The following is a 19,054-nucleotide window of genomic DNA, read 5'->3' as shown; positions in this document are numbered from 1 at the left end:
GCTAAAAGTGATTGAAGAACATAACATCCCAGAAGAACTTGATTTAGTTGCTGCTTGCGACACAAGTCAACAATTGAATTTGGAGATTGATGCAGCTGCTTTACAATCTGTAGACGTTCAAATTGAGAACATCGCAGAACGACAGAGACAAATCACAGCTCAACTCCAAATTCCCCATCCAGTGGAAAAGGTGTGGAAAGTTCTGACAGACTACGAAGCGTTACCTGACTTTGTTCCCAACCTCACCAAAAGTCGTTTGCTAGAGCACCCAAAAGGAGGTATTCGTCTAGAGCAAGTTGGCGCTCAACGATTTCTCAACATCAACTTTTGTGCGCGTGTCGTACTCGATCTTGAAGAATACTTCCCCAAAGAAATTAATTTCCGCATGGTAGAAGGAGATTTTAGAGACTTTTCCGGTAGCTGGCAACTGGAGCCTTGTTTCCGAGGCGAAAGTAGCGGAACTCGTCTGTGCTATACCGTTAGGGTTTGGCCCAAACTTACCATGCCGATAAGTTTGATTGAGCGCCGTTTGAGCAATGATATGCGCTTGAATTTGGCTGCTATATGTCACCGTGTAGAAACTACGTGAAGTCAAAAGGCAAACGTCAATCCATAAATTGACACTTGCCTTTTGAATTTTAATTTTTAACTTTATTAAATACCCCCAGGGGAATTCGAATCCCCGTTACCTCCGTGAAAGGGAGGTGTCCTAGGCCTCTAGACGATGGGGGCGCTATAGCGTTCACCGTTTGGCTTTACACTTTTCTTACTTTAATGGCTTTTCCTTTAGATGTCAACAGATTTTTTGAAAAAATTTCCCCATGTCCAATCCAAAATCCACGCATCCCCAATCCTCAATCCAAAATCCTCAATCCAAAATCCTCAATCCAAAATCCTCAATCCAAAATCCTCAATCCAAAATCCAAAATCCAAAATCCAAAATCCAAAATCCAAAATCCCCCAATTCCCAATCCATTGCAACAAAACTCAAAAAATGCAGTACCATATCAGACTAAGTATAAAAAAAATATCTGGTTTACCAAGAGAACACAGCTGGTGTAACACTGCACTCAGCCAACTTAACTATACTGTTCTTGATAAGAGATTTTGAAATATATCGGTCAAAATCTACAACATGGAAGCATCATTTGAAATGACCCTGCAGATGGTAATTGCCGTCTTTGCAGGCATTAGCGCTCAAGTGCTGGCTGCATACCTTAAGGTACCCAGCATCGTCTTTTTGTTGCTGTTTGGCATCCTGCTTGGCTCTAATGGTATTGGGCTATTGCATCCCCATATGCTTGGCACTGGGTTAGAAGTTATAGTCGCCTTAGCAACAGCAATTATTTTGTTTGAAGGCGGGCTTAATCTGGATCTGCAAGAATTGGGCAAAGTTTCGTCTAGCTTGCAATTGCTTGTCACCCTCGGAACCCTGATCACACTGCTTGGTGGCAGTATGGCAGCTCACTGGTTGGGTGAATTTCCTTGGCCTATTGCTTTTCTCTTCGCGTCTCTAGTAGTAGTCACAGGGCCGACTGTTATTAGTCCCCTGCTCAAACAAGTCAACGTTGACAGGCAGGTTGCAACTCTGTTGGAAGGGGAAGGCGTGTTGGTCGATCCAGTGGGAGCAATTCTTGCTGTTGTAGTGCTCAACACAATTCTCAACGACCATACTGACTTTGTGTCGGCTGCTAGCAACTTAATGATGCGCTTGAGTATTGGTGGCGCTATTGGTTCAACAGGTGGTTGGCTCATGTCGTTTATTTGCAAACGAGCCAATTTTCTCTCATTTGAGGTCAAAAACCTGGTAGTTTTAGCAGGTTTGTGGGGTTTATTTGCTTTGTCTCAAATGGCGATCACTGAATCGGGATTGATGGCAACTGTTGTCGCAGGAGTGGTATTTGGAGGTTCTTCAGTCCCAGAAGAAAGATTGTTGCGACGCTTTAAAGGTCAACTGACGATTCTTAGTGTTTCGGTTTTATTTATTTTGCTTGCAGCCGACCTATCTATTGCGAGTTTGTTTGCTTTAGGTTGGGGTGGTGTATACACGGTTTTGGTACTGATGTTTGTTGTCCGCCCGATTAACATCCTCCTGTGTACCTGGAACAGTGGACTCAACTGGCGACAGAAGCTATTTCTCAGTTGGGTTGCCCCAAGGGGAATTGTTTCGGCTTCTGTTGCATCCTTGTTTGCAATTCTGCTGACACAACGAGGTGTTAACGGTGGAGAGGCTATTAAAGCATTGGTGTTCCTCACCATCATCATGACAGTGGTTTGTCAAGGACTAACAGCTGGCTGGGTTGCCAGGTGTTTGCAAATTACCTCAAAACAGGCAACTGGGGCAGTGATTGTTGGCTGCAATCCTTTGAGTTTATTAATTGCTCGGTTGTTTCAAGAACGGGGCGAAAAAGTGGTAATGATTGATACTGACCCACAACGTTGTCTCCAAGCAGAAGCAGAAAATTTGAGGGTAATTGCTAGTAGCGCTCTAGATACTGGGGTTTTAGAAGAGGCAGGGCTGGCTTCAGTAGGAACTTTTTTAGCAATGACTAGTAATGGCGAAGTTAATTTTGTTTTGGCGCAACGTGCCGCCGAAGAGTTCGATCCACCAAGGGTATTGGCAGTTTTTCCTCGCGATCCGCAGGCAACTACAACAGTCAAAGAGAATAAGGTAAATCAAGCTTTCCTTTCAGACTTATCCATCAAAACCTGGAATGATTACTTGAATGACGGACGGGTAAAGTTAGGCACAACAACACTGAGTGCTACCGATTTTGAACGTCAGCAAGAACATTTACAAGGATTAATTGGAGGAGGCGAGTTAGTACCGCTTTTAGTAGAACGAGAAGATCGCATTCAGGTTATGCCAGCTTCAGAAGAATGGTCTGTGGGCGATCGCATTATCTACCTATTACACGACCCCAGACCAAGCCTTTTAAAACGCTTGTCCGGTAGTAACCAATCAACTCGCCTCTCATTAGAAAAGTTATCAGAGGTTGAAGAAATACCGTTAACAAAGTTAGCTCAACTTTCAACCAGTGATGCTCCTACCTCTTGAGATTTTGGATTTTGGATTTTGGATTTTGGATTTTGGATTTTGGATTTTGGATTTTGGATTTTGGATTTTTGATTTTGGATTTTGGATTTTGGATTTTGGATTTTGGATGAAAAACTAGAAACATTAGCTCTGTTTAAAGTTGAGATATGTAAACTATTTGATGATTTTTTGATTTGAGATGATTGGTTTACTGATTGAAATTATCTATTTAAACTCAAATCAGTACTCCGAATCCAAAAGCTACAATCGTGTAATCCAAAATCCAAAATCTAAAATCTAAAATTCTTAGGCTGCTGCAATGGAGGAACGCGAGTTGATAGCAACTTCTGCTACAGAAACATTGCGTTTTATTTTGAGACTGTTGAGATAAGCAATAGGGTCATCGGCATTAAATACAGTGCCATCGAACAATTGAATAGGACCACGATGGTACTTAATGTCAAGCAAACCTAGTTCCCTCGCTGCCGTACTAAACACGCTGACTCGACAAACTCTTTCCAAAATTTCCATCCAGTTGCGGGGGAAGGGAATATCACCCCAACGCGCCATTTGAGTCATCATCCATAAATGTTCGGTACGGCTGGGACGATTGACTCCATCGCCAAAGAATAAGTGATGGGCGTACTCTCTCATTGGTTGTTCGAGGTTGCAAACCATAGAGTTTGGATCGCCAAGCTGGATATATTCTTCGTTAGTGCTAATGTACTCACGACTAGCCAAAATCTGACGAATTTCTGGAAAGTTCTTCTCATCAGCACAGTACCGACAAGCTTCCAACAAGGCTTTAACTAGAGCGATATGGGTATTTGGATATGCATTTGCCCAATCTTCGCGAACTCCCAAAACTTTACCGGGATGTCCTTGCCAAATTTCTAAATCCGTGGCGACGGTAAAGCCAATACCTTCTATCGCGGCTCGAAGATTCCAAGGTTCTCCCACGCAATAACCGTCTATACTTCCTGCTTGTAAGTCAGCAACCATTTGTGCTGGAGGAATGGTTTTGAGAGAAACATCTACATCGGGGTCAATGCCTGCTGTTGCTAGCCAGTAACGCAAAAGTATATTGTGCATTGAGGAAGGGTGTACCATCCCCAAAGTATGGCTTTGCCCTGCAGACTCTTGTAATAATTGTTTAAAATCTGCTAGGGTATAAACCCCTTTGTCATAAAAACGCTTGTCTAAGGTAATCGCATTACCATTACGAGTTAATGTCAGTGCGCTCACAATAGGTGTGGGAGCATCTCCATGACCGCCTACAGTTAACCATACGGGCATACCTGAGGGCATTTGTGCCGCGTCTAAATAGCCACCAACGATCCCATCGGTAATTCCGCGCCAGCTGGTTTCGCGCACTAAGTTAACTTCATCTAAACCGTACTTTGTAAAGAAGCCCTTTTCTTTAGCAACAGCAAGAGGGGCGCAAGCAGTCAGAGGAAGGAAACCAATTTCTAAGTTAACTTTTTCTAAACCGTGACGGGCAATTGTTGTGACTTTTCTCGCTCTGAGTTTCTTGATCCGTTTCTGTTGATTGAGGAAGTAAATCATCTCACTCCGCAAGCTGTAGTAGCTTGGATGTTCTACCACTTCCATCCGCTTCCGGGGTCGGGGAATATCTACTTCTAAAATTTGTCCTATTTTTGATTCCGGTCCGTTGGTCAACATCACAATTCTATCGGACAACAGCACCGCTTCATCCACATCGTGAGTCACCATAACCGCAGTGACTTCGTTTTCTTGACAAATTTGCATCAACTGTTCTTGCAAATTGCCTCTTGTCAGTGCGTCTAATGCTCCAAAAGGTTCATCTAACAGGAGCAATTTAGGACGAATTGCTAGAGCGCGTGCGATCGCAACGCGTTGTTTTTGCCCACCTGATAACATTGCTGGGGCTTTATCAGCATGAGGACGCAAACCGACTAAATCAATGTGCTTTTCTACAATTGATTTGCGTTCACCTGCAGGTACATCCTTCAGAACTGAATCAACGGCAAGAGCAATATTTTCCCGTACTGAACGCCAAGGTAAGAGTGAATAATTTTGAAACACCACCATCCTGTCTGGACCGGGTCTTGTGATTCTTTGTCCTTCCAGTGTTACCAAACCCTCAGTTGGTAAATCCAAACCAGCAATCATATTGAGTAGGGTAGACTTACCACAACCGGAGTGACCAATCAGAGAAATAAACTCTCCTTTTTTGATTTGAAGATCGATTCCTTTGAGAGCAATATACTGACCGCCACCGGATAAGGAGAAAACTTTATCAATTTGGTCTACAGCAACAAAAACGCTCATTTTCTATCTGTCCTTTGCTAATTGCTAATTGCTAATTGCTAATTGCTAATTGCTAATGACTAATTGCTAATTGCTAATTGTGTTCTTACCATTAGCCATTAGCTATTAGCCATTAGCCAAACTACTTTTGTTCTTCTGGCAAAATTCTTGACTGTATCCACAGCATAAACTTGTCAAGGATTAAGCCAACAACACCGATATAAACGAGAGCTAAAATAATTTCACTGACATTGTTATTTTGATAAGCATCCCAGATGAAGAAGCCAATTCCCACAATACCGGACATGATAATTTCTGCTGCAATAATTGCTAACCACGCCAAACCAATTGCAATTCTTAAACCAGTAAAAATGTAAGGCAGAGCAGCAGGTATAAGGATATTAATGAAATATTCCTTGCGAGACAGTTGCAGAACTTTAGCGACGTTGTTGTAATCTTGAGGAATTTGCTTAACCCCAACTGCTGTATTGATTAAGATAGGCCAAATCGCTGTGATGAAGATTACGAAAAGAGCAGCAGGTTCGTTTTGTCTTAAAGCAGCTAGAGAAATTGGCACCCAAGCGAGAGGTGGTACGGTACGGAATAGCTGAATCATTGGATCTAAAGCTTTCGATAACGATTTACTCATTCCGATCGCAATGCCTAAGCTAATACCGATAACTGCTGCTAGCGAGTAACCAATCGCTACCCTTTGTAAACTAGCAAGGACTTGCCAAAATAAACCTTTATCTATGCCACCCCGGTCATAAAAAGGATACATAATCAGTATCCACGTATCTTGCACGACTTGAATAGGCCCTGGTAGTGTTGCTCCAGGAATCCAAGTAAACAATTGCCATACAACAAGAAATATTAAGAGCGCGCTTAATGGCGGTATAAGATCGGGAAATTGCTTTTGCAGACGGGACAACCAGGGATTTTGAACAGTAGTGTTCTGACGTCTTTGTAGCGTTACCATTGGTTTTCTCCTCTAACTTGTTGGTTGATAGTTGATAGTAGTTAGTTGTTGGTTGATAGTAGTTAGTTGTTGGTTGTTAGTAGTTAGTTGTTAGTTGTTGAGCCACTAACCACTAACTACTAACCACTAACCACTAACTTTTTTAATTTTTAAGCTTTGCAAGTAAGCCTTAGGATTTTCGGGGTCAAACTTGATGCCATCAAAAAACTCTTCAACTCCACGGGATGTAGTGGTGGGTATGTCAGCCGCCGCTACACCTAATTCTTTAGCAGCTTCTCGCCACAAGTCCTCGCGGTTGACTTTATCTATCAGTGTTTTGGCATTTGCTAAGGTAGACTCCGGTAGAAAGCCCCAACGGACGCTTTCTGTTAAAAACCAGAGGTCATGGCTCTTATACGGATAGGAAACGCTACCCTTTTCATCTTTCCAATACAACGCAGCCATTTTTCTATCATCAATTCTGCGACCATCACCCATGTCGTATTTACCCATGAATGGATCGTTCAGAACTGCTACAGGGACGTTAAAGTAGTTTCGTCCTGCAAGGATTTGAGCTAATTCTTTTCTGTTGTCAAAGTTATCGCACCATTGCTGTGCTTCCATTAGTCCTTTAAGAATGGCTTTGGTTGCTTTTGGATGTTTGTCAACCCAATCTCCCCTCATTGCCAAATATTCTTCTGGATGGTTTTTCCAAATTTCAGCCGTTAGCGCTGCCATGAAGCCAATCTTATCCTTGATAATTCGGTAAGGCCAGGGGTCACCAGTACTGAAGGCATCCATAGTTCCCGTTTTCATGTTGGCAACTGTTTGCGCCGCAGGTACTGTTAAAAGTTGAATATCTTTGTCTGGATCGACGCCCGATGCTGCTAACCAGTAGCGAATCCAGAAATCTTGATTGACGCCTGGAAAGGTTTGAGCGGCTTTGAAGATGGCGTTTGCTGATTTCAATTGAGCAAAAAACGCTTCCTTACCAGCAACTTTTACGCCAATACCTTTGCCCAAATGCTTGTTAGCGATCGCAATGCCATTGCCTTGAGTATTTAGTTGAGCTAGGACATACATGGGAATTTTTCTATTGCCCTTAGTAATGCGTCCTTCAGAAATCAGGTATGGCATGGGCATCTGCCATTGACCACCATCAATTCCGCCTCCAGCCGCTCCAATTTCTACGTTATCTCTTGCCGAACCCCAATTCGCTTGTTTGGATAAATCGACATTGGTCATTCCGTATTTAGCGAAGAAACCTTTCTCCTTTGCAACAATAAGAGGTGCTGCTTCAACAATTGGAATATATCCAAGTTTAACTGTGGTAGTTTCTGGCGCATCTGCTGCACTGACATTGGTCGCAACGACTTGTTGTGCTTGAGTTGTCGTACCACCTGGCTCTGGTGGATTTCCCAAACATCCTTTTAAGAATATAGAACTAGCAGCAGAAACTCCAGCAGTTAGCAAAAATTTGCGTCGAGAAAATTCAGGCATAAATTTTTCCTGTGCTAATTTCAATTAGTTTTAATTGCAGCCATGTAGCAACGGAACAAAGATGTCCCTTGCTCAGAAAAACTATTTATTCGTGATTTGAAAATTAAGTCAGAGTCAAAAACATTAATTATGTGTTTGTGTCTGGTTTGAATTATCTGTTGTAGATAAACTTATCACCTTTTCCAAAGAATTTGTTACTTTTCAATCAGCATTATTAAAAAAATCTTATATCTTTACCATAAGAAAAACCTTACTTAAATGTTCCCTTAGGTCTGAGCCAGTCTATATATTAATATAAATTAATGATAACTATAGGTTTAAATTGATGTGCGTCTGTCTTCAGAACGATGTAAGAACTATCTATTTCAGCATCTATAACATTTTTACAATGGAATATATTGAGTTTTATTAAGATTAGATGGTCTTCTATTGTACAATAAATGTCGATCGATTTACTTATAAAAACGATTGATTTAAGTCTATAAATAAAATTCAGAAAGCTCAGATCCCTGACTTCTTTAAGGATACTGTTTGCAAATGAGAGGTCTGACCCCTCACCTCGTTCCCAGGCAGAGCCTGGGAATGCCTTAGTAGAGGCTCCGCCTCCCGTATTAGACCTGCGGAGCCTGCATTCCCAGCCTGAGGCACCGGATATAGTGAGCACTGAATGAGGGGATCACCCCCCATTGACCAGCTGTATCCTTCAAGAAGTCGGAGATCTGGTTTCCTGCAAATGATTTATAATTACTATATTTTTTGTAACTAAAAGAGTATTTAAGAGATCATTTATAAAGTAAATCGTAAATCGCTAAATGTATTGTGTAGGTTGCGTAGAACGAAGTCACATCCAACAATTTCATTAAATGTTGGGTTTCGTTCCTCAACAAATGTTGGGTTTCGTTCCTCAACAAATGTTGGGTTTCGTTCCTCAACCCAACCTACAGTGTCTTAATGTTGACTTTATAAATCATCTCTAGGCCAGTGTTTAAGTTTCCACAGGTATGAACAAACATCCAATATTTGGCAATCGAGTAGCAATATTAGCGACCAAGCATCATAAAGAAACGGTTATCGCTCCAATTCTCGAACAAGAATTAGGCATCAAAGTCATAGTTCCACAAGATTTCGATACGGATCGCTTTGGTACATTTACAAGGGATGTCAAAAGGGTTGGGAACCAAGTCGAAGCAGCAAGACTGAAAGCAGAAACAGCACTGTCTGTCACAAATGAAACATTAGCTTTAGCGAGTGAAGGTACATTTAGTCCCCATCCAACTAACCCGTTCATACCATGTAATCGAGAGATTGTGATTTTATTGGATAAAACAAATGAAATAGAAATTATTGGTCAAGCAGTCTCGATTGAAACTAACTTCAGTCACCGCGTTATCAAAAATATCCAAGAAGCGCAAGAGTTTGCTGAAAAAGCTGGCTTTCCCGAACACGCTCTTGTCGTCATGGTTCATCCTTCACCCAAAAATCAAGAAGAAATTATCAAAGGTATCAATACAACAGAACAACTTGTGGAAGCAGTTACATTTGCTTTAAAGCGTTCTGAGAGTGGCGAAATCTCAATAGAAACAGATATGCGTGCTCTTTATAACCCTACCAGGATGAAAAATATTGCCAGAGCAACACATGACTTGATGAAAAAAATCCAGAATGCTTGCCCTAATTGTGACTTTCCTGGGTTTGATGTATTTCAGAGGAAACAAGGGTTACCTTGTGCGTATTGCCATTCTCCCACGGAACTCACTCTTGCCGTTACTTATAAATGTCAAAAATGTGGATTTTTTAGAGAAGTGATGTTTCCAGATGGAATACAAGAGGCAGACCCCTCTCTATGTAATTACTGCAATCCCTAGTAGTCCAGCATTTGTACCACCTCGTTCCCAGGCTCAGCCTGGGAATGCTATACGGGAGGCTCCGCCTCCTGTGCTCTACCTAGAGTGCGAGGCAGAGCCTCTACTAATGCATTCCCAGGTAGAACCTGGGAACGAGAGTTGAAATCTGTCCACTTAGCTATCACAACTTATGTAGTATAACCCTTAATCCCTAAATTTATGTGACACTAAAATAACTGTCTACTGTTGATTTTTCATTCCGGACACTAAAAATTTTTTTTGTAATTAGAATGCTTTATTTATCAAATTAATTTTAAAAAAATTAGGCTATTAATCTATAGCATTACCATGAGTTGATTCAAGGATTTTAGAAAATATCTGGAACCTTTCTGTTTCTTTTTCGACCTTAAATGTAAAAGCAATACCTAGAAAAAATTGGGAGGTTTTATGAAACGGTTAATTAAGTCTTTTGTGACAATTTCTGCACTGTCTGCCATAGTAATTGCTCCTGTTATACTCTCGGCTGGTCAAGCTTCTGCTCAACCTCAGAAACAAAAAGGAACTGATGCTAGCTATGTTGGTGCCGGTGTTTCTGCTGGTATTACCAATGGCGGACAAAATGGTGATGCTGCCACATTTGGAGGTAATCTTACAGGTCGTTTGAAGTTAGGTGATACTCCTTTTTCTGCACGCGGTCAAGTTAACTTTAGTAGTGAGACGAGTGCTATTATTCCCCATGTTTCCGCAGACTTGGGAATTGCTAAAGGGACTAATGCTTATGTAGGTGTAGGATACCAATTTGTAGAAGCGAACGGTCAACCTACTCCAAGTGGTAACGACGACGGAGTGGCTTTGGTGGCTGGGGTAGAATCTGAAGTTGGTAAAAACTTCCTTATTTACAGCAATGCTACTGTAGGCGTTAATGCTTACGAAATAGCCCTGCTTCAGCCGTTAGTATCAATGGTGGTCTGGGCTATCGCTTTAAGTAAGGGGATGGGGGTTAGGGGTTAGGGGGAAAAAGTTAGAGGCTCCTAATATTCCTAAAAAATTGGAACATAAACATAGTATAAGTAATGTTGCTGGGTTTATTGATGTGTTGCACCACTCATAAACTCGGCTTTTTGCCGTGTTAAAATCGTACTAATCCTCTAAATCTCGCTCGGATTTTGTGGATATAAAAGCCGTGAGGGTGCATATTAGTTCACGCTTCGGCATATTGTGACGCATATAGGTAATTTTCTATTACTCCAATGGTTAAATCTGCTCCTTCCCCGACCACAAGCCGCAAGCCTTCCAAAGTAGAAGCCATTAAGGAACGCAGTAACTTTTTGCGCGAACCGGTGGCAACTGAGATACTTCAGGATACAACTCACTTTAGTGAAGATGCAGTACAAATTTTGAAGTTTCATGGCTCTTATCAACAGGATAATCGTGATAATCGAGTCAAGGGGCAGGAAAAAGATTACCAGTTCATGCTGCGGACAAAAAATCCTGGTGGGTTCGTTCCACCACAGCTTTATTTGACTTTAGATAAGCTGGCTGATGAACACGGAAATCACACCTTGCGAGCAACAACCCGTCAAGGTTTTCAGTTACACGGCATTTTGAAGAAGAATCTTAAGGCTGCGATCGCCTCTATTATCAATAGCATGGGTTCTACTCTGGGAGCCTGTGGTGACCTCAATCGCAACGTAATGGCACCTCCAGCACCTTTTAAGAATAAGCCAGAGTATGAATATGCTTGGGAATATGCCGATCGCATTGCTCAATTGTTATCACCTCAAACGGGCGCTTACTATGAGATTTGGCTCGATGGTGAAATGGCTCTCAGTGCTGAAGAAAACCCAGAGGTGAAAACAGCGCGACAAAAAAATGGCACGGGAACAATCTTTCACGATCGCGAAGAACCTATCTACGGCACATACTACATGCCGCGCAAGTTTAAGGTTAGTGTCACCGTTCCAGGAGATAATTCAATAGATTTGTATAGCCAAGACCTCACCTTGGTAGTGATAACTAATTCCGCGGGAGAGTTAGAAGGATTTAACGTCTTTGCAGGTGGTGGCTTGGGACGAACCCATAATAAAGAAGAAACTTTTGCAAGACTGGCAGATCCAATTTGTTACGTAGATAAGGAAGATACTTACGATATCGTTAAAGCAATTGTTGCAACTCAAAGAGATTATGGCGATCGCACTGACCGCCGCCATGCTAGGCTAAAGTACTTAATTCATGATTGGGGTGTTGACAAATTCCGGTCAATGGTTGAGGAATACTTTGGCAAACCTTTACAAGCTTTTAAACCGTTGCCAGAGTTTCAGTATTATGACTTTTTGGGATGGAACGAACAGGGCGATGGGAAGCTATTCTTGGGTATTTCTATCGACAATGGTCGAATTAAAGATGACGGGAATTTTCAACTGAAAACGGCATTGCGGGAAATTGTCGAGCAATACAATTTGCCAATCCGCTTAACACCCCACCAAAACGTTATATTGTACGATATTGAACCAGACAACAAGCAAGCAATTCAAGACATTCTCAACCGTTATAGTGTTGTCTTTGACCTCGGTAAAATAGATCCGATTGTCCGTTATTCAATGGCTTGTCCGGCTTTGCCTACTTGTGGATTGGCTGTAACAGAGTCAGAACGAATCATACCAGAAATTTTGGATCGGATTCGCACTCTTTTGGATAAAGTGGATTTACAAGATGAACATTTTGTGGTAAGGATGACAGGATGCCCTAACGGTTGTGCTCGTCCTTACATGGCAGAACTGGGTTTTGTGGGTAGTGCCCCAGAATCTTACCAAGTTTGGTTGGGAGGTTCACCAAATCAAACAAGGCTAGCGGTTCCTTATATGGAACGGATGCACATCAACGACTTGGAAACGCAACTAGAGCCAATTTTGGTATACTTCAAACAACAGCGTAAAGCTGAGGAAAAGTTTGGGGATTTTTGCGATCGCGTTGGCTTTGATGCCATCCGAGAGTTTGCTGCTTTATATGAGTCAGAAACGGCTGTGAAGTCAGACAACATTACAGACGATAGCGATGGTTTGATTGAAACAATGGCAGATTCAACCACTGCACCAATTACCGAGGAGAGCGATCGTCAAGTTGTAGCCATAGCTAACACAACAACTGCTGCTAGCAAAACACGACGTCGCATTACCCTTCACGAAGAGATTTACGTCCAATTAAAGGAAGTTTCTCAGCGTCAAGGCAAGCCCATGACTCATTTAGTAAACGAAGCACTCTCCGAGTACTTGAAAAATCTGCCACAATCAGCAGAGTAAAACTTCAACCCTCTCGTTCCCAGCTCCATCTTCTCGTTCCCAGGCTCATCCTATCTTCTCGTTCCCAGGCGGAGCCTGGGAATGCCTTACGGGAGGCTCCGCCTCCTGAGAAAAATTGCGTTCCCTGGTTTAACCAGGGAACAAGAAACAAGAACAACGCAAAAACACTGTTGGGTATGAGTATGTCGGTAGATGTTGGGTTTCGTTCCTCAACCCAACCTACGTAATTGCATTTTTACTCCAACCCTTAAGTCCCCGGTAAATGGCGCAACCGCTCATCCAAATGAGTGCGATCTGCTAACGCCTTCAACAAAGGACCGTGGGAACCAAATTCTACAATACTGACTGAACCAACCGGACATCCCAAACGGTAGCGAAAGCGCCCTACGTCAATTCCCAAAAGGCTGCACAACATAATTCTGATAGTAGCCTTATGGGAAACAATTAAAACATTCCCCTCACTGTAACGCTGTTTAATTTCCTCAATGATCTGTGTAGAACGAGATGCGATCGCAACAGCCATTTCCCCACCCGTTGGGGCATACCATGCCGGATCTGCTAACCAACGGATATAATCATCGTGAAATTCCGAACTCACCGTTTCTGGTGATTTACCTTCCCACTTGCCATAATTAATTTCCTTCAATCCATCGCGCAGTTCTGGTTCCATCCCTATGGCATCACACAAAGGTTTTGCAGTCGCCACAGTGCGTCCCATTGGGCTGCAAAAAATTGCCGTCCAAGGAGTAGATTTGTATGCATCGGCAAAAGACTTTGCCATAGACAAGCCATCGGTGGTGAGTTCTGGGTTGATCGAACCACAAAACATATTATTACGGCTGCACTCAGTCTGCCCGTGACGGAGGAAATAAAGAGTTAGGCTCATAGTAAACACATTTACTTCGAGTTGGGACAGGTCTAATGGTAACAACAAGAGTTAACCCTTTTCTGAGCGGTAACTTTGCTCCAGTAGAAAAAGAAATCACTTCGAGCACCCTGCAAGTCAAGGGACAACTACCATCTCATTTGTCAGGAATGTTTGTACGCAATGGACCTAACCCCCAATGGGAACCTATTGGACAGTATCACTGGTTTGATGGTGATGGAATGCTGCATGGGGTCAGGATTAGCAATGGCAAAGCAACTTACTGCAATCGCTACGTGCAAACCAAGAAATGGCAAGTAGAGCATGAAGCAGGTAAAGCTATTTGTAGTGGGTTGTTAGAATTACAGCCAAAGAATCATTCCGAGAGCGTGTCTAGAAATACTGCCAACACAGCTCTCATCTGGCATGGCGGTCAATTACTGGCACTATGGGAAGGCGGTGCTCCTCATGCCATTCGGGTTCCCGATTTAGAAACTATTGGCGAACACACTTACAACGGCAAACTAGCTTCTGCGTTTACCGCACATCCTAAAGTCGATCCAAAAACAGGTGAAATGATGTTTTTTGGCTACTCGTTTGCATTCCCTTACCTGCAATATAGTGTGGTTTCAGCAGAAGGTGAGTTACTGCGGACAGTACCTATTGACATACCGCAGCCAGTTATGATGCACGATTTTGCTATTACCCAGAACTACACAATTTTCATGGATTTGCCCATGACCTTTAGTCGGGAAAGGATGCAAACGGGAAAACCTTTGATAATGTTTGAGCCAGATAAACCAAGCCGTTTTGGTATCGTTCCCCGGTTTGGAGATAACAGTAATATACAGTGGTTTGAAAGCCCTGCTTGCTATGTTTTCCATACCCTAAATGCTTACGAGGATGGAGATGAAGTTGTGCTCGTTGCTTGTCGCATGAGTTCTTCTACAGTTTTGGGTTCAGATGACTCACAATCCGATCCAGAAGCAGATATTCCACGCCTGCACAAGTGGCAGTTTAACCTAAGCACTGGTAAAGTCAGCGAAGAAATGCTAGATGATGTAGCGTCAGAGTTTCCTCGTATCAATGAAAATTTGTTAGGGTACAAAACGCGATACGGGTATACAGCTAAATCTGCCCAAAGTTCTCTTCCTTTGTTTGAGGGTATCATCAAGTATGATTTGAACACTGGTCAGTTTGAAACCCATAAATATGGGCAAGGACGCTACGGTGGTGAAGCTGTATTTGTACCTTGTCCTGGGGCGACTGCTGAAGATGATGGCTGGCTTGTAACCTTTGTGTACGATACCAGTGAAGATGTTTCAGAACTGGTAGTGGTAAATGCTCAAGATATAACAGGTGAACCGGTCGCACAAGTGTTACTTCCTCAACGAGTCCCTTACGGGTTTCATGGAGCATGGATTTCTGAGGAACAGTTGAGAGGTTCTTTGTAGAGTCTTAGAGATTTCCAGGAAATAAATTATCTGAGGAATGTGGGACGGGCATACTGCCTGTCCTGTATGAGTGGCGGGCATACTACAAACTAATTAATTTACAAGTTATTAGCTGAACATGATATTACTTGTTTCCATGTAGAATATGGGAATGCCGTTCTACTAATTTCACAAAATCTTGAAAAATATTGTCATATCTTTCTCCTGCTACCCACATAAAATCGTTGTGAGTTGCCTCATTAACCCATAGAAAAAGTTTTGGTGAAGGTGCAGCCGCAAATAGTTGTTCTCCATGAGAAAAAGGAATTGTTTCATCTGCTCTTCCATGCATAACCAATACTGGGCAATTGACCCTTTTGATTTTTTCAAAATTATTAAACTTATCAAAAGGCAAGATTGGAAAAGGCACAACAACTCGAAAGGCTGAAATAAAAGTGCTTTCTACAATTAAACCAGCAACAGATTTTCGTGCTGCCAAATCTACTGCTGAACCACCTCCAACAGAACGTCCAAAAACAATAATCTGATTTGGTGGTACTTTGAGGTGTTGAGTTAAATAATTATAGGCTGTTTCAATATCTTCATAAGCATATTGTTCTGTTGGCTTTCCCTCACTTGTGCCATAGCCTCGGTAATCATAGGCGAAAATGTTAAAATTAAGGCTTTGCAGTCTTTCTAGGATAGGATGAATATCTCCTAAATCTTCTGCATTGCCATGAGTGTAAAGAATTGTGTATTTAGCAGAAGGATTAAATAAATAAATTGCTGAAAGTTTTGTTCGATTTGTGCTCGTCAGCTTGATAATTTCTTTTGTATCCTGATAACTAGATGGTTGGGGAAGAAATATCATGCTGTCGGCACGAAAGAAAACGTAACCGACAACAAAAAAATATATGAGCAGGAGCGATCGCACAAGTCTTTGCCAAGTAAAATCGCCAACAACCAGTTTTTTAAACAATTGTTTATTAAACATATTTGAGAAGAATTGCGAACAAAGGATGAAGGATAAAGGAGGAGTTTTTTGATTTTTTATCAAGAGATGGATAATATTATCTTCTCGGCAAAAAATATTAATGGAGAAAAATCAAGGCGAAGCGTCCTTGATTATTGCTCCTCAATTTATTCATGGGGTTTACTTCATACTTCATCCTTCATACTTTATCCTTCATCCTTCATCCTTCATCCTTGATTTGACTTTGATAGTAGGTCAAAATTTGCTGCACTCTTTGTCGGCTTTGCAAATTAGAGCTTGAAGTATATTCAATCGACAATCCACCAACTTGGCTTTGATTGTAATCAAACTCTTGTGATGTTTGAGGAATTAAACTGACTTCTACTCCTTCCACTTGACGCAAATGAGCTGCTATCTCTCGGTAAACGGCAAGAGGTAAACCAGCAAATTCAATTTTCTGTTTTGTCTCCATCTTCGCTTAGCTTTAGCTAGAACAGGTTTAGAGATGAGACTGCTAGGACATCGGACTTCCAATAGACGCTGTGGGTGCCTGCTTGTCCTTATCAGCCCCTTCTCCTACCATTTTGGCAACTTCTATACCAAATTGTTCCAAAATCACGATTGGTTCGGAACCTTCATTCATCTCAATCCGTTTAATTAACACTCCGTTTGCCAATCGCTGTCCTGCTTCCACGTATCGGCTGGTTGGCTCAGTTGGGACTTTAATAATTGCTTGAGGTTCTCTGCCAATGAGAACTACACCTGTAACAACAACTGCTCTGGCTAATTCTGGTTGTGGTGGAGGTGGTGCCATAGCTGTTAAGCCCGGATTGGGTACAACTTGAGGTAGTACTTTAGGCAGTACTCTCACGGTAGGCGGCTTCAGTTTGGGTTTTGGAATTTTGGCGTTTGCGATCGCAGTCGTATTTGGTTTCCTCTTTTGCGGATTTTTCAAAATATTTCTCTTTGCCAAATTTGGATTGGCTAAATTTGGCTTTGTCCGCAATCTTGCGTTTCCTGTCAATCCACTTCGAGGTACCCTACCAGAACGTAAAGGAGGCAATATAGGAACTGCTCTTACTCTTCCTACAACTCCTCCTGGACTAGATCCCATCACAGGATACGAGCCTGTAATTTGTTCAAACGGATCGTTACGTCCTGTATCCACAAGACGTTGCCTTTGTAAACCATTAGTAGGTTGAATTAAATTAGCGGATGTTGAAACATTTGGGGAAGGGGGCTTTGCCGCAACAACTGGATTGGAAAAAGCTGGCTTTTCTCCTGGTTTAGACGGTATGGGTGCTGCTTGATTGGCAGGATTGGTTGTAGCTGGCGCTTCAGGTGGTGTGGGATTGGTAGATTCCTGTGTGCCTTCCGAAGAACAGGAGGCGATCGCCAGAGCTAGAATAGCTGCTATTGCGATTGTGAATTTTCTGACCATGAGTCGTTCTCAAAAGTTACTTGCTATTTCTGGAAATCAACATGCTTGAGGTTCATATTCAAGGCAAAGTGTGATACCGTTATAACCTAACTTTCCGCAATGCAAGAGTTTCTTTAAATACTGTAGTGTTCTTCCAAAACCACAGGTGGAGATTTTAATCTTCTGCCACAGTCATTAGGTTTTTCAGTACATCTAGCCCTTTTTTCACTCTTCGAGAAACAGTGACTACACTGATACCAAGACGTTCTGCCACTTGTTTCTGCGTTAAATCTTGTAAAAACACAAATTCCAATACTTCACGAGTCCGGTTCTCTAACTGTACTAGAGCTTGTTGCAAGCGAATTTGGTCTTCTTGTGCTAGTTGAAAGCTGCGGTAGCGATTATCTGGAACTAATTCTCCCAAACAAGTAGCTCCTTCATCTCCATCCTGCACTGGTACATCCAAGCTGAGTGGAGCGCGATTAGCCCAAGCTAGTTTGATTTCCTGCCATTCGTCTAAAGAAATTTCTAATGCCACTGCTAATTCAGAATCAGTAGGTTGGCGATTGTATTTTTCTCGCCAAGAACGCGAAACTCCTATGGCTTGCTGTTGCAGTGCTAACCATCGCCGGGGAATTCGTACAGTCACACCTTTATCACGAAGGTAGTGTTGAATTTCACCACGAATATAAGGAATTGCAAAGGAACTAAAAGCGTGTCCCTTTGAAATTTCAAATCTTTCAATAGCCCGAATTAAGCCCAAACAACCTACTTGGAGCAAATCTTCATAACTTTCATGACATTGATTCATCCAGTAATGAGCTTCTTTTCTCACAAGTCCAAAATTCAGTTGTACTAGCTGGTTGCGAACAATAGCACTTCCAGACTGTTGGTATTCTCGCAATAACTGCCAAATCTCATGCTTCAGTTCGTTGGTGACTGTAGTTGGCATAGCACCGCATTAGTGTGTTTAATAAAAAGTTGGGTACTCGTTGTTAAACTAAGCTGCAATTGAGTCTGGAAATTCAGCCTTTGTAAGCTCACCTGGAGTCTCTTTAGTACAAGACTCTTATAGCCACTAACAAGCAGACGACAAGGGGCAGCTTCCGGTAAAGGTAGCAGCTTGTCGCCAGACACGGAATTGTTTGCACATTGTTCTTCAATAGGTTAGGGCTTTTGTAACAGCGCGCTTACCAAAGGCGATAAGCCGGGTACGGCTTGCGCTTCGCGAACGAACAATGCAGCTTAACTTAAATACGATGGATTCTTGGTTTTTTAGTTAACTTTGGTATGACCAGTAGTTTTAGAAAAACTACATAGAAATAAAATAGTAAATTTGCTACAGAAATACCAACCGAAATTCTACTGATTTACTATAATTAACAATAAAATGTTTTTCCAGGAAAGCACAGTTAGGTTAGGGGGTAGGGGGT

General features: G+C 42.1%; 13 protein-coding genes, 1 tRNA gene and 1 pseudogene. 6 read left to right on the top strand and 9 right to left on the bottom strand.

The features are described from left to right. Positions 1-7: 7 nt before the first annotated feature. The gene (locus F7734_RS44595; protein WP_166482527.1) at positions 8-589 is read left to right on the top strand and encodes an SRPBCC family protein; all 582 of its coding nucleotides are present in this window, start codon (positions 8-10) and stop codon (positions 587-589) included. 70 nt (positions 590-659) lie between these two features. Here F7734_RS44595 and F7734_RS44590 read toward each other — a convergent pair. Next, a tRNA-Glu gene (locus F7734_RS44590) sits at positions 660-732 on the bottom strand. 403 nt (positions 733-1,135) lie between these two features. On the opposite strand from F7734_RS44590, the gene F7734_RS44585 reads away from it, so the two are divergent. Then, the gene (locus F7734_RS44585; protein ID WP_155750785.1) at positions 1,136-3,058 is read left to right on the top strand and encodes a cation:proton antiporter; all 1,923 of its coding nucleotides are present in this window, start codon (positions 1,136-1,138) and stop codon (positions 3,056-3,058) included. Between the two features lie 285 nt (positions 3,059-3,343). Here F7734_RS44585 and F7734_RS44580 read toward each other — a convergent pair whose 3' ends face one another. From F7734_RS44580 to F7734_RS44570, 3 genes are all read right to left on the bottom strand, one after another. Continuing rightward, positions 3,344-5,350, bottom strand: a complete 2,007-nt coding sequence (locus F7734_RS44580; protein WP_155750784.1) for a nitrate ABC transporter ATP-binding protein — start codon at positions 5,348-5,350, stop codon at positions 3,344-3,346. Between the two features lie 121 nt (positions 5,351-5,471). Beyond that, complete coding sequence (gene ntrB, locus F7734_RS44575) at positions 5,472-6,308, bottom strand: nitrate ABC transporter permease (protein WP_155750783.1); 837 nt, start codon at positions 6,306-6,308, stop codon at positions 5,472-5,474. 126 nt (positions 6,309-6,434) lie between these two features. Beyond that, on the bottom strand, positions 6,435-7,787 hold the full coding sequence (locus F7734_RS44570; protein WP_155750782.1) for a CmpA/NrtA family ABC transporter substrate-binding protein: 1,353 nt from the start codon (positions 7,785-7,787) through the stop codon (positions 6,435-6,437). Between the two features lie 1,001 nt (positions 7,788-8,788). Here F7734_RS44570 and F7734_RS44565 point away from each other — a divergent pair. The 3 genes and pseudogenes from F7734_RS44565 to sir all read left to right on the top strand — a co-directional run bounded on the left by F7734_RS44565 (position 8,789) and on the right by sir (position 12,930). Beyond that, complete coding sequence (locus tag F7734_RS44565) at positions 8,789-9,652, top strand: DUF6671 family protein (protein ID WP_155750781.1); 864 nt, start codon at positions 8,789-8,791, stop codon at positions 9,650-9,652. A 426-nt stretch (positions 9,653-10,078) separates the two neighbouring features. After that, positions 10,079-10,620 (top strand): annotated as a pseudogene (locus F7734_RS44560) (outer membrane beta-barrel protein). A 261-nt stretch (positions 10,621-10,881) separates the two neighbouring features. Further along, positions 10,882-12,930: a sulfite reductase, ferredoxin dependent gene (sir, locus tag F7734_RS44555; RefSeq protein ID WP_155750780.1), complete on the top strand. Its 2,049-nt coding sequence runs from the start codon at positions 10,882-10,884 to the stop codon at positions 12,928-12,930. Between the two features lie 247 nt (positions 12,931-13,177). Here the strand turns inward: sir and F7734_RS44550 are convergent, their stop codons facing one another. Continuing rightward, positions 13,178-13,816, bottom strand: a complete 639-nt coding sequence (locus F7734_RS44550; protein WP_155750779.1) for a histidine phosphatase family protein — start codon at positions 13,814-13,816, stop codon at positions 13,178-13,180. Positions 13,817-13,851: 35 nt separating this feature from the next. On the opposite strand from F7734_RS44550, the gene F7734_RS44545 reads away from it, so the two are divergent. Then, on the top strand, positions 13,852-15,249 hold the full coding sequence (locus F7734_RS44545; protein ID WP_155750778.1) for a carotenoid oxygenase family protein: 1,398 nt from the start codon (positions 13,852-13,854) through the stop codon (positions 15,247-15,249). A 124-nt stretch (positions 15,250-15,373) separates the two neighbouring features. Here F7734_RS44545 and F7734_RS44540 read toward each other — a convergent pair whose 3' ends face one another. The 4 genes from F7734_RS44540 to F7734_RS44525 form a co-directional block, all read right to left on the bottom strand. Then, positions 15,374-16,222: an alpha/beta hydrolase gene (locus F7734_RS44540; protein WP_155750777.1), complete on the bottom strand. Its 849-nt coding sequence runs from the start codon at positions 16,220-16,222 to the stop codon at positions 15,374-15,376. Positions 16,223-16,421: 199 nt separating this feature from the next. Further along, positions 16,422-16,673: a hypothetical protein gene (locus F7734_RS44535; RefSeq protein WP_155750776.1), complete on the bottom strand. Its 252-nt coding sequence runs from the start codon at positions 16,671-16,673 to the stop codon at positions 16,422-16,424. 42 nt (positions 16,674-16,715) lie between these two features. Continuing rightward, the gene (locus F7734_RS44530) at positions 16,716-17,642 is read right to left on the bottom strand and encodes a hypothetical protein (protein WP_155750775.1); all 927 of its coding nucleotides are present in this window, start codon (positions 17,640-17,642) and stop codon (positions 16,716-16,718) included. Positions 17,643-17,796: 154 nt separating this feature from the next. After that, a complete protein-coding gene (locus F7734_RS44525; RefSeq protein WP_155750774.1) occupies positions 17,797-18,573 on the bottom strand; it encodes an RNA polymerase sigma factor SigF in 777 nt (258 codons plus the stop codon). Between the last annotated feature and the right edge of the window lie 481 nt (positions 18,574-19,054).

Source organism: Scytonema sp. UIC 10036 (assembly GCF_009725235.1).
Note: the sequence above shows the minus strand (reverse complement) of the source record. Positions and strands in the feature narration are given on the sequence as shown.

Bases quoted from the DNA above. Each gene is read 5' to 3' on its own strand.
- F7734_RS44585 (WP_155750785.1), top strand. From the start codon at position 1,136: ATGGAAGCATCATTTGAAATGACCCTGCAGATGGTAATTGCCGTCTTT.
- F7734_RS44580 (WP_155750784.1), bottom strand. From the start codon at position 5,350: ATGAGCGTTTTTGTTGCTGTAGACCAAATTGATAAAGTTTTCTCCTTA.
- ntrB (WP_155750783.1), bottom strand. From the start codon at position 6,308: ATGGTAACGCTACAAAGACGTCAGAACACTACTGTTCAAAATCCCTGG.
- F7734_RS44570 (WP_155750782.1), bottom strand. From the start codon at position 7,787: ATGCCTGAATTTTCTCGACGCAAATTTTTGCTAACTGCTGGAGTTTCT.
- F7734_RS44565 (WP_155750781.1), top strand. From the start codon at position 8,789: ATGAACAAACATCCAATATTTGGCAATCGAGTAGCAATATTAGCGACC.
- sir (WP_155750780.1), top strand. From the start codon at position 10,882: ATGGTTAAATCTGCTCCTTCCCCGACCACAAGCCGCAAGCCTTCCAAA.
- F7734_RS44550 (WP_155750779.1), bottom strand. From the start codon at position 13,816: ATGAGCCTAACTCTTTATTTCCTCCGTCACGGGCAGACTGAGTGCAGC.
- F7734_RS44545 (WP_155750778.1), top strand. From the start codon at position 13,852: ATGGTAACAACAAGAGTTAACCCTTTTCTGAGCGGTAACTTTGCTCCA.
- F7734_RS44540 (WP_155750777.1), bottom strand. From the start codon at position 16,222: ATGTTTAATAAACAATTGTTTAAAAAACTGGTTGTTGGCGATTTTACT.
- F7734_RS44535 (WP_155750776.1), bottom strand. From the start codon at position 16,673: ATGGAGACAAAACAGAAAATTGAATTTGCTGGTTTACCTCTTGCCGTT.
- F7734_RS44530 (WP_155750775.1), bottom strand. From the start codon at position 17,642: ATGGTCAGAAAATTCACAATCGCAATAGCAGCTATTCTAGCTCTGGCG.
- F7734_RS44525 (WP_155750774.1), bottom strand. From the start codon at position 18,573: ATGCCAACTACAGTCACCAACGAACTGAAGCATGAGATTTGGCAGTTA.